The organism is Microbulbifer variabilis (assembly GCF_020524905.1).
GTDB lineage: Bacteria > Pseudomonadota > Gammaproteobacteria > Pseudomonadales > Cellvibrionaceae > Microbulbifer > Microbulbifer variabilis_A.
The window spans coordinates 487,244-501,896 of sequence record NZ_JAIVKI010000002.1 but is presented as its reverse complement, the minus strand read 5'-3'; the positions used below and the strand labels follow the sequence as shown (position 1 = coordinate 501,896).

Genomic DNA, 14,653 nt, shown 5'->3' with positions numbered 1-14,653 from the left:
ATGGCCTCCTTAAAGAACTTGCCGGTTCATGGAGGTCATATTTTCACTCTGCACGCCGGAACGGCAGAGCCTTGTCAAGTCTCACCGCCTGAGGCGGTGGTTTACCTATTTGTTAATTATTGAACAGGGTATCAACCTTAAAGATCTTCTGGAAACTTCATTTAAGAATAATCTGGAACAACAAGATTGGGGCAAAAACAGAAGCTTTACTAGCGAACAAATCAGTGGAGAACTCAACAAAAATGAGTACATGAGATCTACTAAAGAGGATTCGCTTTTACTTATTTCCACAAAATATTCTATGACTCCCGACATGGAAGTTATCGAATTTATTACTGAATACTCCTTATATAATAAAGTAAACGGAAAAAATCATGAACTTGCCTACCATAATTTAATTATATTTCAATCATACCCACACAATGGATCTGTCCGCCTTCTCAACTCAGAAGAAAGAGGTGCCGAGATAAGAAGGTTAAATGAAAAATATCCCACCGACTCATCAGTACCTAAAACTCTTGCAGAGAGAAATAAGGCGCTACTGAATAGGTCCCTGTCAAAATTAAAATATCGATTTGTCGAGATAGATAACCACAACCCAAATGGCAATATTTGGCTGGCCAATCAGGGAAAATTATTAAAAGAAGAATTGAAGAAAGCGCCTACGATAATTTCTAAGGTTATGGCCAAGGATCTTTCGGGCAAGTATCCACTACCGGCAGATCAACTAAAGCCTACAAAACATCTTCTGGAAGAAATTGATGGAGGCATGCTCATTAAACGCTTACCCGGAGGACAGCTAACTTACAGACACAAAGCCGCTCCTTATTACCATCAGTCAGGTTATTCATTTTAAAATAAGTTAGTTAAGCGATCCTCAGCGGCTTATCAATAAGCCGCTATCAAACTCCTTTTAGAGGCCAAGAAAACACTAAGAAATATTGGTTTTTTACTTGCAACTTTACCTTTATCTCAAGGTGAAAAATATAGAACTATTCATAGCTCCAGTGGCCCATTACAATTAACAGCTTTACTGTATTGATTTAAGTGTAATGACAATGAGAGAAGCACCCCGCAACCTTCTACATCAGGAAACCTTAGCTGTACGCTGGGGTGATATGGACGCCTTAGGACATATCAACAACGCCACCTACTTCACTTACTTTGAGCAGTGCCGCTGCAGCTGGTTAGCGGCTATTAAACGCTCCGGCGCGGTTAGCAGTAACCAAGGAGATGGCCCGGTACTACTCAATGCTTCGGCCAATTTTCAATTACCATTGGTATTTCCAGCCAACATTACTGTTAGTATGTATGGCGGCACTCCCGGGCGCAGTAGCTTTAATAGCTATTACGAGATCAGAGATGCGGATGATACCGATAAACTCTACACTACTGGTGAAGCTAAGATCGTTTGGGTAGACCAACAGGCTGGGAAATCCATGCCCGTGCCTGATGATATACGGGTTTTATTACCTACCGCTTAAATTGGACTCCGTCAACTGATTAAGAGAACAGAAAGAAAAGACTACTCCTGAGAACAAATTAGGCATGGATACCGGGTAGAAGTCTGGCGAGGCCTACTCACAACGTATCTCAGGTCAGTGTGTTCTTTCCTTTCAACACACAAGTGTTAACTGATAGTAAATAAGAACGTCGATTGGAAATACAGAGTTACCTCTCTGTCAAGAAATGAAAGGGATGCTGTAATGATTGGAGATGTAAAAAAGCTTGGCCATGAGTGCTTACGTTTACTCGGTTCCCCCACTGAGACATACAGTTTTTTAGGCGGACTTCCCATTGTTTGTCAGGAAATCAAGTGGCCGGAAAACAATGAAGAACCTTTAAGCTTTATCGCCCAGCTTGATTTATCTGAAATTAATGCCGACCAGTGTATTGATTGGCTACCTAAACAGGGGCGACTTTTATTTTTTTATGACCTTGAAGAGTGTCCCTGGGGCTTTGACCCAAAGGATAAGAATGGATGGGCAGTTATCTATGAAAATGGTAGCGAAGAACCCTTTGAACAACCGTTGCCCCTCAATATAGATCCCGAATCTATTGCTCCAGAAATCAAATATTTAAGGTCTTCTCGGTTCACCAGCTACCCCGACTTAGATCGTCTAGATATTTCTTACACAGAAATATCGGATGAAGATCACTGCGATTATTATGAATTTATCGCGAATAATTATGGAGATGATCCTTATCATCAAGTGGGAGGTTACCCAAAGCCCGTGCAGAATGACTCAATGGAGGAGGAATGTCAGCTGGTTAGTGGTGGGGTCTACTGCGGTGAACCTGAAGGCTTTACCTCCGAAAAAGAAAAACATCTCAGGGACCAGCCAAATGACTGGAAATTACTACTACAGTTTGATTCCGACGATGATGTTGAGGTTATGTGGGGAGATTGTGGCAGGCTTTATATCTGGGTTAGAGAAAGTGACGCAAAGCAATGTAACTTTGATAATTCTTGGATGATTATGCAGTGCAGCTGAACCTAAACCGCTAACGATAAAAAGGCGGTTAACTCCGCCTTCCATTTCATTCATCTTGAAAATATCACTATCGAACAAGGCGTAATATACAAGGGTTTTATTTCCACGGTTTCAATAAGCGCTGCTCAAAAGCAGCTGCTTAGAGGGTAAGTGCTACCTCTTTACTATTCCATCAGGAACATGACCCCTATAATCTAGCCCATGGATATTCATGCTACGTTTTACTTCCTGTAAAACATCAATAACCTTTTACGGAAAAATGTTTATGAGTGATTATTTTGACCTGGAGCGGTTCTGCCAGGCACAAAACGACTCTTATCCACAGGCCCTGCAGGAGTTGCGACAGGGGCACAAACGCAGCCATTGGATTTGGTATATTTTTCCGCAGCTCAAGGGACTGGGACACAGCGCTACGTCACAAAGATATGGGGTGACAGGTCTGGAGGAGGCGCAGGCTTACCTGAAGCATCCACAGCTTGGCCCTCGATTGCGGGAGTGTTGCCATGAGTTATTAAACCTACAAGATCTCAGCGCCCTGGAAATATTCGGTAGCCTTGATGCGATCAAGGTCAGATCTAGTATGACCCTGTTCGCCCTTGCTGCGGGTGGCACTGATAATCTATTTATGCAGGTTTTAGAGAAATATTATGAGGGCAAACAGGACCCCCGCACCCTGGAGATACTGCAAAGCCCCCATTAATCTCGAGCCCCCAAACCTCCCGAAAAAACACTCAAGCGGTCTGGGTTTCAGGTTCCTCCAGGCTGTCGCTGCCTAGTAATTTATCCATCACCAGACAGGCGGTGAGGTCGCCCGTGACGTTAACGGCGGTCCTGCACATATCGAGTATGCGATCCACACCGAGAATCAATGCAATACCCTCTGGCGGGACACCTATTCCGGCCAGGATGCTGGCGAGAATCACTATCCCCACTCCCGGAGTACTCGGGGAGCCGATTGAGGCGCCAACGGTGGTTACAGTAAGCCCCACCAGCTGTGCCGTGCTGAGGTCAATGCCATAAACCTGGGTGAGGAAAATCGCCGCGATCACCTGATAGAGCGCGGTGCCGTCCATATTCACCGTAGCGCCTAGGGGCACAATAAACTTGGCGATGGCGGGCTTGACCTCGAGCGAGTGCTCAGCAGTGCGCATTGAAAGCGGCATCACGGCCGCGGAGCTGGAAGTGGAAAAAGCCAGCAGCTGTACGCCGCTAATACGCTGTAGGAAGCTCAGTGGCCGCATTGGCGTGGCCAGTGTGACAATCAACAGATAAAACAGCAGCAGGATTAGCAGCCCCAGAATTACCGTGCCCACATAGACAGACATTCCCACTATCGCGGTGAGACCCACGCGAATGGCGATATCCGCCAATAATCCAAATACCGCCAGCGGCGCGAACAGCATGGCCCAACCGACTATCTTCAGGGCGATTTCCTGCACTATGCCAAAAGCGTATACCGCGGTTTCACGCTGCTTTTGTGGCAGTAACATGACCGCAACACCGGTAAAAATTGCGTAGACCACCAGCTGGAGCATATTGCGCATAGCAATACTCTGATTCAGGTTGGCCGGTATCAGTTCGGCGATTCGCTCCGGTAACGACTTGGCTTCCAGCGCCTGAGGGGGAAGGCTACCGGGTAGTTCGGTGACAGCGCTGAGTAGGGTCTCATCAATATAATTGCCCGGTTGAATAAATTCGGCCAAGAGTATGCCGATAATCACCGCCATAGTGGTTGTAGCAATAAAATAGGGGGCTATACGCAGCCCGACCCGCTTAAGCTGGCCCACATTGCCGCTGCCACAAAGTCCGAGAATGATGGAGGAGACCACCAGTGGAATCACCACCATCTGAATCATATTCAGGAATAGGGCGCCGGGCAGCTTGAACCAGCTGGCCAATATTACACTGAGATTCTCATCGATCAGCCCAGCCCCTTCTGGAGACAGCAGCAGGCCAATACCAAGGCCCAGCACCATAGCGAACAGGATTTGCATCCACAGGCGAGTGCGCATCAATAGGCCCAGGGATTCCACCATCCTGAACAGGTAAACATTGGAACCATGATTCATGTGTGAACAACCAAAATCGAATTCATTAATACGGCCAATCCATGGGAAAGCCACCATTATCCCGCAAGCCTATAGCAAAACCCTTTAGTCAGATCAAGTGTGGGCGATCCAATCCTGTTCGAAGGTAGACGAACACTGAGTCCAAACAATGATTGGCAAGACCTGTTGCAGAATGATTACGTTTAGGTCGCTGAGAGAGGGCGCCGTACAGAGCAATCTCGCCTGCTAGCGGAACCACTCTAGACCAACCCCAACCCTGTGTGCTCTCAATCGACATTGGCGTTTGATGCGGGTGCGGTAGCAATAAAAACGCCCTTCTTTGTTTTCACTGACGAGCGGACGCTGGAACAAACTGTTGCGACAATAAATCCCTGATCCATTTGTGCAGAGGGTCCTGCCCACTGCGGCTGTGCCAGGCGGCGATCACATCGAAACCGGGGGGCTGGTCGGCAATCGGCAGGGTACTCAGGCGCTCATCGGGCAACAGGCGCGAGGGCAGGAAGGCCACAGTATTGGTGGAGGCGATACACTCAGCTGCGGCGGCAAAAGAGGGCACCGACAACACCACATTGCGCTGCAAGCCAAACTCCTCGAACCAGGTATCGGCCATGCCACGCAGTTCTCCACGGGAGGGAGAGACCACCAGCTGCGGTAGTGCCGCCAACTGTGCCAGTGCTAAGGTCTTCCCTTTTAACTGACCCGGTATTTTTGCATGGCGGCAACACACACAAACATAGTGCTCCCGATACAGCAGCATTGCCGGGCAGTTGTCCGGCACAAAACCCGGCGTACTGAACACCAGATCTACCTCGCCGGTTTGTAGCTGTTGCGCCATGCGGTCGATTTCCAGCTTGAGCACAACCACCTTGAGCCCGGGCGCCTGTTCGCGCAGTTTTTTCAGCAGCCCCGGTAACACCACTCGCTGCTCAAAGTCGGTGGCGCTGATGGTAAAAATGCCGGAGTAATCGGCCGGCCGGAATTCGTGTCCACGCAATAGTGAGGCGATGTCGTTTAACACGCTATCGATTCTGGGCGCCAGCCGCTCCGCCAGGGGAGTGGGCACCACTCCGTTACTGGTCCGAATAAATAAACGGTCGCCAAAGATCTCCCGCAGTCGTTTGAGCTGCTCGCTCACGGTCTGCTGAGTCACACCGAGCTGATCCGCCACCCGGGATAAATTTAATTCGCGCAGAATTGCCTGCAGTAGCCTCAGTTGCTTTAGTTCCAGCCGATCTAAGCGATCGGCCCTGTTACCCCTGGTCAAACCTGTATCACTCACAATCGTTACTTGATTTTCATTGTATCTACTCCAGCCTAGCATTGCCGGTACATAGACCCCCATGAGTGAGGAACCCACTATGCCAGGCGCGACTCTGCACCCATCGACACCGGGCTTAATGCGGGCAAGTATCAACTACGCGGACCCCAGCGCAGAGCTGATTTACGACCAGCGCCATACAGGCCCCGGCCCCGCTAGCCTGATTGATCAGATAATTCCCCACCAGGTGACAGTTCATGACGGCAGGCAACTGCAGGCTGCGGGGGAGACCTTCCGTTTGGACGAGCAGGGGTTTGAGCTGGTAGAGCCCAACCTCAATATCGATCTGCACCAGCTGGACAACACTTTAAAAGCGCTGGATAGCGGCAAGCCTTCAGCCAATAGCGCTGTGCTATCGCCAGAATCCCGAGACACCTTGATCCGTACTCAGTGGTATCCGGCGATTGAGCGATGGCTGGCTGCTTATTTGGGGGCGGACCAGGTTGTGACCTTCGATCACACGCTGCGCGCTCAGACTAAAGCAGACGCCATCGCTGAGCAGAGTCGCAGCCGCCGCGCCCCGGTAAAAATCGCGCACAACGATTACACACCCTGGTCCGCCCAGCGCCAGCTCAAGCAGACGCTGCCTGAATACGGTTTAAATCCGGACGATTATCCCCGGTTTAAGTTTGTGAATTTGTGGCTGCCGCTGCTACATAGGGTTGAAGAGTCCCCACTGGCTATGGCGGATTTGCGCAGCGTGGAAGAAGCGGATTTCCATAACATGCGCCTGATTTACCCAGAACGCGAAGGGCAGATTTCTGTCATCAGCTCCAATTCTCATCACCGCTGGATTTGGTTTAGTGATATGTGCCCCGGTGAAGGGCTATTACTGCGGGTTTTTGACAGCGAACACAGCGATGTGATTACCGGTAGTCCCCACAGCGCCTTCGACTTACCGGAAAGTGAAAATGCTCCCCGGCGTACCAGCCTGGAAATTCGCACTATCGTTTTGTTTAAACATTAAGGTGAAAACCGGCAACTCAGAGATGCGCCAGCTCATGTCCAAATTTGAATTTCAATATCGATCGAAACCCTATGAATAATACCCTGAGCTCAATAGATCCCTTAACTAACGAAGTCGTCGGCAGTGTCGATATTTGTTATGAGGACGATTTAAAAAAAATACTGCAACAGGCCAAGCAGGCACAAGTTGAGTGGAGCAAGAAGTCCATTCAGCAGCGTGTACAACTTGTACAAGAAGCCTATAAAAAGCTTGAACCCTTACAGGCAAAGTTGGCAAAACTGATCAGCCGCGAAATGGGCAAAGACGCACGGCGGGCCACTTACGAAGCGGGTGGCGCAATTCATAATGGCCCCTGGTTGGCCGGCGATTCCGGTGAAGCCCTGCGCAGTCAGCGTCAGGGTAACAGTGAAATTCAGTATCGCCCGCTGGGCGTAGTCGCGGTTATTTCTCCCTGGAATTATCCTCTGGCAATGGCCAATAACCTGATCGTGCCGGCACTTATTGCCGGCAACAGCGTGATTTTAAAACCCTCTGAAGAAACCCCTCTGGTTGCGGACTTACTGGTAAAAACACTGAACCAGTCGCTGCCCAGCGGGGTATTACAGATTGCCCATGGGGACGGAAAAACCGGAGAAGCCCTGGTCAAAGCGGATATCAATATGGTCGCTTTCACCGGCTCCCGTGCAACCGGCCAGGCCATCATGGCCAATGCCGCCCCCAAGTTAAAACGTCTGATCATGGAGTTGGGCGGCAATGACCCCATGCTGGTTTTGGCCAGCGCCGATATTCACCGCGCCGCACAGTTCGCCGTGGCTTCCAGCTTTGAGAATGCCGGACAAATGTGTACATCAACAGAGCGTGTTTATGTACACGAGCGTATCGCGGAACAGTTTGAACAAGCGGTGGTTGCCATTGCGAAGAATTACCGCACCGGCGGTTGGTCAGAAGCGGACGTCGATATAGGTCCACTGGCCAATCCCCGTCAGCATCAAAAAGTGGTTCAGCATATTCATGATGCACTGGAAAAGGGCGCAAGGCTTTTGCTGGGAGAAAAGTCCCCCAAACTCCCTTTTATCCCTCCTACAGTAATCAGCGGCATCAAGCCTGGGATGCAACTTGAAGACGAGGAAACTTTTGGTCCGGTAGTCGCAGTAGACCGTTTCAGTTCTATTGAAGAGGTTATTCACAGAGCCAACGACTCTGTATACGGCTTGGGAGCCGTAGTTTTTGGCAAAGAGGGCGCCCAGGAAGCCGCGAATCAACTACAGGCGGGCATGATCGGCATTAATCAGGGTGCCGGTGGAACACCATGGGTAGGCGCCAAGCAGAGTGGTTTTGGATATCACGGCGGCGCTGAGGGACATCGACAATTTGCCCAGCTCACCCTTATTAATCATTAATTAAAAAACCTGAGTGCAGATATTTTGGACGAAGTCATTATGCCAAGCTCTTTAGACATTGCGATAAGCCCACCAACTGAAGCCAACCGTAACCTTGAGCAGGAATTCTTTATTATTGCCAGGGAACCCGGTGCGGAACATCCTGCTCTGCCCACCTGGGCTGCACGGGGGGAAAACCCAGCCTCACTTAATGGAAGCGCGCCTTCTTTAGTTCAGCGAAAAGAAATTACCGAGGTACCCGGCGCTTTTCAATTACTCAATGTATTTTCCCGAGATGAATGTAGGCGTCTGATCGACATCAGCGAAAACATTGGCTATCTGCCCGATGCCGCCGTTTCTTTGCCCAGGGAGGTACGCCATAACGACAGCCTTACCTGGGTGGTAGATGAAACTACCGAACGGCTAATCTGGCAGCGGTGCAGCGCTTTTATGCAGGACCCCAAAGGCTACTTTGAAGGGCGTGAGCCAGTGGGACTTAACCAGCGCTTTCGCTTTTATCGCTATGGAGTGGGCGATTACTTCCAATTTCATACCGACGGTGCCTGGCCGGGCAGCCGAATTATAGATGGCCAGTTGATAGCCAATGGTTTTCCAGACCGTTTTAGCGAAATGACTTTTCTAGTGTTACTCAGTGAAGATTTTGACGGCGGTGCCACACGTTTTCGTTTCAATGCAGATGACCCCTACCAGCAGCCCAGCCGACACTCCATGATGGATATTGATGTAAGAACCCCCGTAGGATCAGTACTGTGCTTTCCCCATGGAATACATCCCCTGCATAGGGTCCACAGCTCAACGCCAATTACTCGGGGGATAAAATATATTATTCGTACAGATATATTATTTCTTCAGGATTGATTAACAAGGTTATCAATTTTTGATTTTATAAAAACCTGCAAAGAACATTCAGCCGCAGGGAAGCTGCTCAATTCAGAGTAAAAGAAAGCACCCCGTAGAGTTTTACAAAAAGACGTTGTATATATTCTGCAGCCCGACCTACATACTAAGCCCGCCATCGAAGTATTGCTGTACGATTTATGTCAACCTGTACTACCAATCCAATCGCAACGGGATATACGGGTGTATATTTATGGAATTGATAGAATATTTACATAATCACTTTTACCGAAAAGAGGAGCTGCTGTCACTAAGCGGTATAGGGCTAGAAGAGTTTACAAACTATCAAAATGCCCTTGTTATGCCTAAAGCTTCCTACACGCTGGCACTGGGTCTACAATGCCATTCTTTCTTCGGCACCCATAATGAATCCCATAACCGGGAGTTCTATGCCAAAGGTTATGTATCCTGGTTAAAAGACCTTCGGCTACAAAATAATCCAAAACAGATTTTTGATCTATTTAAAACAAGGTATAACGATACAATCTATCAATTAAATTCAATTGGCCATACCTGTTCCGATATAAGAATGAACAAGGGGCTTGCCATACATATCGAAAACGAGTGGAAACACTTTATCGATGGGACTTATGGGCTATGCACCAAAAGCGGACTCCCCGAGGATATAGCACGTAAAGAGCTGGCATCTATAGAAATCAAGGAGCTGACGAAAGAGGAAAACCTCGAAAAAATAGATATTCAAAAATTACAAAGGGCTGTAGATCTGCTAGATAGCGCCAGTAGCCTTTTCGCACCCCATGAGCGGCAGAAAAGTTCGAGGCAGGCTCTCATCAACAATATTCGTCAAAAATTTGACCTTAAATAAATACGTTTTGTGAACCTACCTCACAAACCTGTAGAAAAACTGTCACATCAGGCCAATTAAAGATTAGGGCTTAGTGCAAATACCTTATGACTATTTGGTCTTACATATACGAAACGTATATTACTCTATAAAATCCCGCCCCTTAAATTGGCTTAGCCCTCTCCGTACCTTTATTCGAGACATCCCATGAAAAGCAGAGTTTACTGCCTTATATCCTTACTATTGCTATCCGTCTTAGCGGTATCAGCCTACGCTAGAGATTGGCGGGAATATAAAAGCACTAACTTTACCGTCTACTCCGATGTTTCACCGCAAAAAGCTGAGAACTTATTGCGCGAGCTGGAAAAATTTCGCAGAGCCTCACTTATGGTAACAGGCATGGAAGATCATCCTGAAAATTCTAGGCTTAGGGTCTATCACTTTAATAAGTCTAGAGAATTTGAAAACTTCTCCGGAAAAAGAAGTACCGCAGGCTTCTACATCAATACCATCGATGGCCCCTTAATTTTCTCCCAGGAAAACAAACGTGGCATAGTGAACGGCCAAGCAATCATGTTTCATGAATATGTTCACCATCTTATGCGTAAACGCGGTTCCATGCGTTATCCAAAATGGTATTCCGAGGGTTTCGCAGAGTTACTAGCCAGCGCAACTATTGATAAGGATTCCATCACTATCGGCAACTTTCCTGAGTGGAGAGCTTATGATTTGGAAGAGGGTCCCTTGAAAGCCAGGGAAATTCTTCAGCCGGATTACAGTAGAAAGGGTTGGAAACATAGTAGTCAGTATTACGCCAGTGCATGGTTATTATTACACTATTTATTTTTCAGCGATGATGCCAGAGAAAATGCATATCATGAAAAAACTAAAAATTACCTAACGGACATCAATAATGGAGGAGATCCACTAGATCTCTTTAGCCAGCATTATGATATCCGAGTGGAAGATTTAGATATCGCATTAACTCGTTACCTGAAGGAACGGCGCCTGTCGGGATTCAAGGTTAATTTAACCAAAAACGCCTTTAAAATTGAGAAACGAAAACTGAACCATAATGAAAAGTCCCTATTATTGGCGGAACGAGCAGTTGATCTAGAAAGATACGATCAGGCGTTAAGCTATCTGAATAAAGTAAAAAAAGATGCTGCCAAGTTACCTGGAGTTATCGCTCTGAAAGCGAATCTATTAATGCACAATCAGCAGGAAGCTGCGGCACAGGCTTTACTTCAGGAATTATCAGAAATATCTAATTTAAATCATACAGCGGCAACGAATCTATCTGTTTACCATTTATATAGCTTACAGAATACGCTTGAATCCCGACAATGGGATGAGGGGAACTATACCAAAACATTGCATTATGCAGATATGGCTATAACGTTGAATCCGGCTTCCCTACCGGCTTACCAGTACAAATGGATGGCTCAGCAGTACAAAGGCGAAAGTGTTGCCGCACTGAAAACCATGATGGCGGCCTATCAGCAGAATCCAAATAGTATCGAAATTAATAGTGCCATAGGCTTTCATCTCGCAAAGCTCAAAAAACCACAACTGGCAAAACCATTTCTTGAGAGAACTCTAGCCTGGTCCCATGATTACAAGGTTCGATCACGTGCTAAAAAATTGCTTGATTGGGTCGCAAGTGAAACTTCCGCAGACAATAAAACGAATTCAGGTCAGGTATCCTGAGTCCGAGAGCCAGTCCAGGTTTACAAGCACGCGGGGAATTGATCTCTGCGTGCTGTGATTGCGAAGAAATTAACCATCACTCTAATCTTACCTTTCTTCTTCCCGCAAAGTCAGCACTTCATACCCCTCCGCCGTAACCAACACTGTGTGCTCCCATTGCGCGGAGAGCCTGCCATCTTTGGTCACCACGGTCCAACCGTCTTTCTTGAGTTTGGTTTTGCGATTGCCCTGATTGATCATAGGCTCAATCGTAAATGTCATCCCCTCGCGTAAAACAGCACCGCTACCAGCTCGGCCAAAGTGCATTACTTGGGGTTCTTCATGCATTTCACGTCCAATACCATGGCCACAGTATTCACGCACCACACTAAATCCGTGGCTTTCAGCATACTGTTGGATCGCATGGCCCACATCACCAAAAGTCGCGCCGGGTTTTACGGTGTGAATGCCGGCCCACATGGCATCGTAACAACACTGCACCAGTTTTTTCGCAATGGGCGTTACGCTGCCAATCATATACATCTTGCTGGAGTCGGCGATATAACCAGACTTTTCCAGGGTAATATCCACGTTGACGATATCGCCATCGCACAACGCCTGTCCCTCGCGAGGCATGCCGTGGCAAACCACCTCATTGATCGAAGTATTAAGAGAGTAGGGATAGTCGTATTGCCCCTTGCTGGCTGGGCGCGCCTGCAACTCCCGGGTAATAAACATTTCCACCCGGTCGTTAATTTCCATGGTGGTAATGCCCGGCTTCACAATATCATCGAGCATGGCGAATACGCGGCTCAATAACTCACCGGAGTTACGCATCAAAGCCTGTTCCCTGGCGGTCTTTATTTTTATGTTATTCACGGGTGAGTTCTTCCAGAGTAAATGATTCGGTGCGCAGTAACTTCCTACATAATTGGCTGTAACTGAGATCTGGATTCAGCTCGGCCAACATACCGATCTTTATCCAATACTCGGCCTGGGCGTTAATAGAACGCGCCAGCGTGGTACTCGCTTTACGGATTTCATCGTGTAATTCATCCGAGATCTTAACGATACCCATTTTATACACCATATATATAATTCATATATGAAGTGTATATCTCTTTTTACTGAGCGTGCAAGGCAGTTAGCAATACTGAAATTATGCAACTTGTTGCATAGTCAATATTTGAGCGATATGGTTGAAAGATAAAAACAATAGTGATGAGGCCACCATGTCCGAAACCACCGAGAAGAAACGCAGTGCCCCCAAGCCCAGCCGCCTGCGTATTGGCCAGCGTTACCGTGCCAGTCGCTTGAATGGCCCCTATGATGCCCTGGTAATCGGCTCAGGCATTGGTGGCCTGACTACCGCAGCCATGCTGAGTGCTACCGGTAAGAAAGTGCTGGTCCTAGAGCAGCACTACACCGCCGGCGGTTATACCCATGCCTACGACCGCAACGGTTACGAGTGGGATGTAGGCGTACACTACATTGGCGATGTGGGCGAACACCCGACCATGACCCGCAGGATTTTTGACTTTATCACTGCTGGTAAGTTGCACTGGGCGCCGATGGACGACACCTATGATCGCATCTGTATCGGCGAAGAGCAGTTTGACCTACGCGCCGGACGCCAGGCGTTTATCGATGAGCTGGTCAAACATTTTCCCGCCGAACGGGAGAATATTGAGCGTTACCTGGCCCGACTCAATGAAGTAGCCAAATCCATGCAACGCATAGCCATGGAGAAACTATTCCCCGGCTGGTGCGGCCCATTCCTGCGTTTGTGGCGCAAACTGCGCGATCCCTCGTGGCTGAATAAAACCACCCGCGAAGTGCTGGCAGAGATCACCGGTAATGAAAAACTAATCTCAGTGCTCACCGGTCAGTGGGGCGACAACGGTATGGCGCCGGCACAGAGCAGCTTTATTATTCACGCTCTGATTGCCAAGCATTACCTGTATGGCGGTTATTACCCGGTGGGTGGTGCCAGTAAGATTTCCGAAACAATTATTCCGCAGATTCAGGCCAGTGGTGGAGATGTATTCACCTATGCCAAGGTGGAAACCATTCTGTTACAGGGCAACAAGGTTCGCGGCATTCGCATGAGCGATGGCACCGAAATCGAGGCCCCCATAGTGATTTCCGGGGCCGGTGTATTTAATACCTTTGAGAGACTGCTGCCACAGAGTGCCAGTGAGCGCCTCGGCTACCTGCACGACCTGAAAACCGTTTCCCCATCCATGTCCCACCTGTGCCTGTATATCGGCCTGGAAAAGACTGCCGAGGAATTACAGCTACCCAAAACCAATTACTGGCTCTATACCAGTGAGAATTACGAGGAGGATATGCAGGCGTTCCTGCAGGATAGCAACAAAGATATTCCGCTAGCCTATATCTCTTTTCCCTCGGCCAAAGACCCCACCTTTACCCAGCGCTATCCTGGGCGCGCCACTATCGAAATCGTTGCGCCGGCTAATTACGATTGGTTTGCCCAGTGGCATGACAAACCCTGGGGCAAACGCGGTGAAGACTACGAGGCCCTGAAAGAGGCTTTCAGCCTGCGACTGCTGGAGCACCTGTACAAGCACTTCCCCCATCTGCGCGGGCAAGTCGATTACTACGAATTATCCACACCGCTGTCGACGGATTACTTCTGTTTCTATCCCCGCGGTGAAATCTATGGCCTCGATCATGACCCCGAACGTTTCGAGCAGCGCTGGCTGAGACCCAAAACACGCTTGCAGGGGCTGTACCTGACCGGACAGGATGTAATGAGCTGTGGTGTGGCCGGGGCAATGATCTCGGGGGTTCTAACGGCTCAGAGTATTCTCGGTTTGCGCCAGGGAGGGAAATTAATGCGCCAGGTTATCAGTGGCCAGCCTTTTCAGGTACCAACAAGCAGTGGTGAGGAGCTAGGCAAAGTATCCACCTGATATATCGACAGTAAGGAGTTTTCAGCCGCTGCGATCATCAATGGCCCGGCAATAAAAGCCGGGTTTTTTTATTGAAT

14 protein-coding genes are annotated in these 14,653 nt (G+C 48.5%); 10 read left to right on the top strand and 4 right to left on the bottom strand.

Annotation, left to right across the window (positions count from 1 at the left end; all coding sequences use genetic code 11):
• Window positions 1-109 precede the first annotated feature (109 nt).
• The 4 genes from LC073_RS05225 (at window position 110) to LC073_RS05210 (ending at window position 3,195) form a co-directional block, all read left to right on the top strand.
• Window positions 110-856, top strand: a complete 747-nt coding sequence (locus tag LC073_RS05225; RefSeq protein WP_226644373.1) for a hypothetical protein — start codon at window positions 110-112, stop codon at window positions 854-856.
• A gap of 202 nt (window positions 857-1,058) precedes the next feature.
• Entirely contained in the window at window positions 1,059-1,484 is a 426-nt protein-coding gene (locus LC073_RS05220) for an acyl-CoA thioesterase (RefSeq protein WP_226644371.1), read from the top strand.
• A gap of 222 nt (window positions 1,485-1,706) precedes the next feature.
• Window positions 1,707-2,495 carry a YwqG family protein gene (locus LC073_RS05215; protein ID WP_226644370.1) on the top strand — a complete coding sequence of 263 codons (789 nt, stop codon included), beginning with the start codon at window positions 1,707-1,709 and terminating at the stop codon, window positions 2,493-2,495.
• Between the two features lie 265 nt (window positions 2,496-2,760).
• Window positions 2,761-3,195, top strand: coding sequence for a DUF1810 domain-containing protein (locus LC073_RS05210; protein WP_226644368.1), 435 nt, complete (start codon window positions 2,761-2,763; stop codon window positions 3,193-3,195).
• Between the two features lie 31 nt (window positions 3,196-3,226).
• Here LC073_RS05210 and LC073_RS05205 read toward each other — a convergent pair whose 3' ends face one another.
• Together LC073_RS05205 and LC073_RS05200 are read right to left on the bottom strand one after the other, a co-directional pair.
• The gene (locus LC073_RS05205) at window positions 3,227-4,564 is read right to left on the bottom strand and encodes a dicarboxylate/amino acid:cation symporter (protein ID WP_226644366.1); all 1,338 of its coding nucleotides are present in this window, start codon (window positions 4,562-4,564) and stop codon (window positions 3,227-3,229) included.
• A gap of 325 nt (window positions 4,565-4,889) precedes the next feature.
• Window positions 4,890-5,921 (bottom strand): LysR family transcriptional regulator, encoded by a 1,032-nt coding sequence (locus LC073_RS05200; protein ID WP_226644365.1) that lies wholly within the window; start codon window positions 5,919-5,921, stop codon window positions 4,890-4,892.
• 1 nt (window position 5,922) lies between these two features.
• Here LC073_RS05200 and LC073_RS05195 point away from each other — a divergent pair, with 1 nt between their 5' ends.
• The 5 genes from LC073_RS05195 to LC073_RS05175 all read left to right on the top strand — a co-directional run bounded on the left by LC073_RS05195 (window position 5,923) and on the right by LC073_RS05175 (window position 11,661).
• Window positions 5,923-6,849, top strand: coding sequence for a CmcJ/NvfI family oxidoreductase (locus LC073_RS05195; protein WP_226644364.1), 927 nt, complete (start codon window positions 5,923-5,925; stop codon window positions 6,847-6,849).
• Window positions 6,850-6,920: 71 nt separating this feature from the next.
• Window positions 6,921-8,249, top strand: a complete 1,329-nt coding sequence (locus LC073_RS05190; RefSeq protein WP_226644362.1) for an aldehyde dehydrogenase family protein — start codon at window positions 6,921-6,923, stop codon at window positions 8,247-8,249.
• Between the two features lie 39 nt (window positions 8,250-8,288).
• Complete coding sequence (locus LC073_RS05185) at window positions 8,289-9,107, top strand: prolyl hydroxylase family protein (protein WP_226644360.1); 819 nt, start codon at window positions 8,289-8,291, stop codon at window positions 9,105-9,107.
• Between the two features lie 232 nt (window positions 9,108-9,339).
• The gene (locus LC073_RS05180; RefSeq protein WP_226644358.1) at window positions 9,340-9,972 is read left to right on the top strand and encodes a DUF6058 family natural product biosynthesis protein; all 633 of its coding nucleotides are present in this window, start codon (window positions 9,340-9,342) and stop codon (window positions 9,970-9,972) included.
• A gap of 186 nt (window positions 9,973-10,158) precedes the next feature.
• On the top strand, window positions 10,159-11,661 hold the full coding sequence (locus LC073_RS05175) for a tetratricopeptide repeat protein (RefSeq protein WP_226644343.1): 1,503 nt from the start codon (window positions 10,159-10,161) through the stop codon (window positions 11,659-11,661).
• An 87-nt stretch (window positions 11,662-11,748) separates the two neighbouring features.
• Here the strand turns inward: LC073_RS05175 and map are convergent, their stop codons facing one another.
• Window positions 11,749-12,519, bottom strand: a complete 771-nt coding sequence (gene map, locus LC073_RS05170; protein WP_226644340.1) for a type I methionyl aminopeptidase — start codon at window positions 12,517-12,519, stop codon at window positions 11,749-11,751.
• Window positions 12,512-12,718 (bottom strand): ParD-like family protein, encoded by a 207-nt coding sequence (locus LC073_RS05165; RefSeq protein WP_226644339.1) that lies wholly within the window; start codon window positions 12,716-12,718, stop codon window positions 12,512-12,514. Before LC073_RS05165 ends, map begins: the two co-directional genes overlap by 8 nt.
• Before the next feature lie 121 nt (window positions 12,719-12,839).
• On the opposite strand from LC073_RS05165, the gene LC073_RS05160 reads away from it, so the two are divergent.
• Window positions 12,840-14,576, top strand: a complete 1,737-nt coding sequence (locus LC073_RS05160) for a phytoene desaturase family protein (protein WP_226644337.1) — start codon at window positions 12,840-12,842, stop codon at window positions 14,574-14,576.
• Window positions 14,577-14,653: the final 77 nt, after the last annotated feature.

Coding starts and splice junctions, on each gene's coding strand:
- LC073_RS05220 (WP_226644371.1), top strand. CDS start 1,059: ATGAGAGAAGCACCCCGCAACCTTCTACATCAGGAAACCTTAGCTGTA.
- LC073_RS05215 (WP_226644370.1), top strand. CDS start 1,707: ATGATTGGAGATGTAAAAAAGCTTGGCCATGAGTGCTTACGTTTACTC.
- LC073_RS05210 (WP_226644368.1), top strand. CDS start 2,761: ATGAGTGATTATTTTGACCTGGAGCGGTTCTGCCAGGCACAAAACGAC.
- LC073_RS05205 (WP_226644366.1), bottom strand. CDS start 4,564: ATGAATCATGGTTCCAATGTTTACCTGTTCAGGATGGTGGAATCCCTG.
- LC073_RS05195 (WP_226644364.1), top strand. CDS start 5,923: ATGCCAGGCGCGACTCTGCACCCATCGACACCGGGCTTAATGCGGGCA.
- LC073_RS05190 (WP_226644362.1), top strand. CDS start 6,921: ATGAATAATACCCTGAGCTCAATAGATCCCTTAACTAACGAAGTCGTC.
- LC073_RS05185 (WP_226644360.1), top strand. CDS start 8,289: ATGCCAAGCTCTTTAGACATTGCGATAAGCCCACCAACTGAAGCCAAC.
- LC073_RS05180 (WP_226644358.1), top strand. CDS start 9,340: ATGGAATTGATAGAATATTTACATAATCACTTTTACCGAAAAGAGGAG.
- LC073_RS05175 (WP_226644343.1), top strand. CDS start 10,159: ATGAAAAGCAGAGTTTACTGCCTTATATCCTTACTATTGCTATCCGTC.
- LC073_RS05165 (WP_226644339.1), bottom strand. CDS start 12,718: ATGGGTATCGTTAAGATCTCGGATGAATTACACGATGAAATCCGTAAA.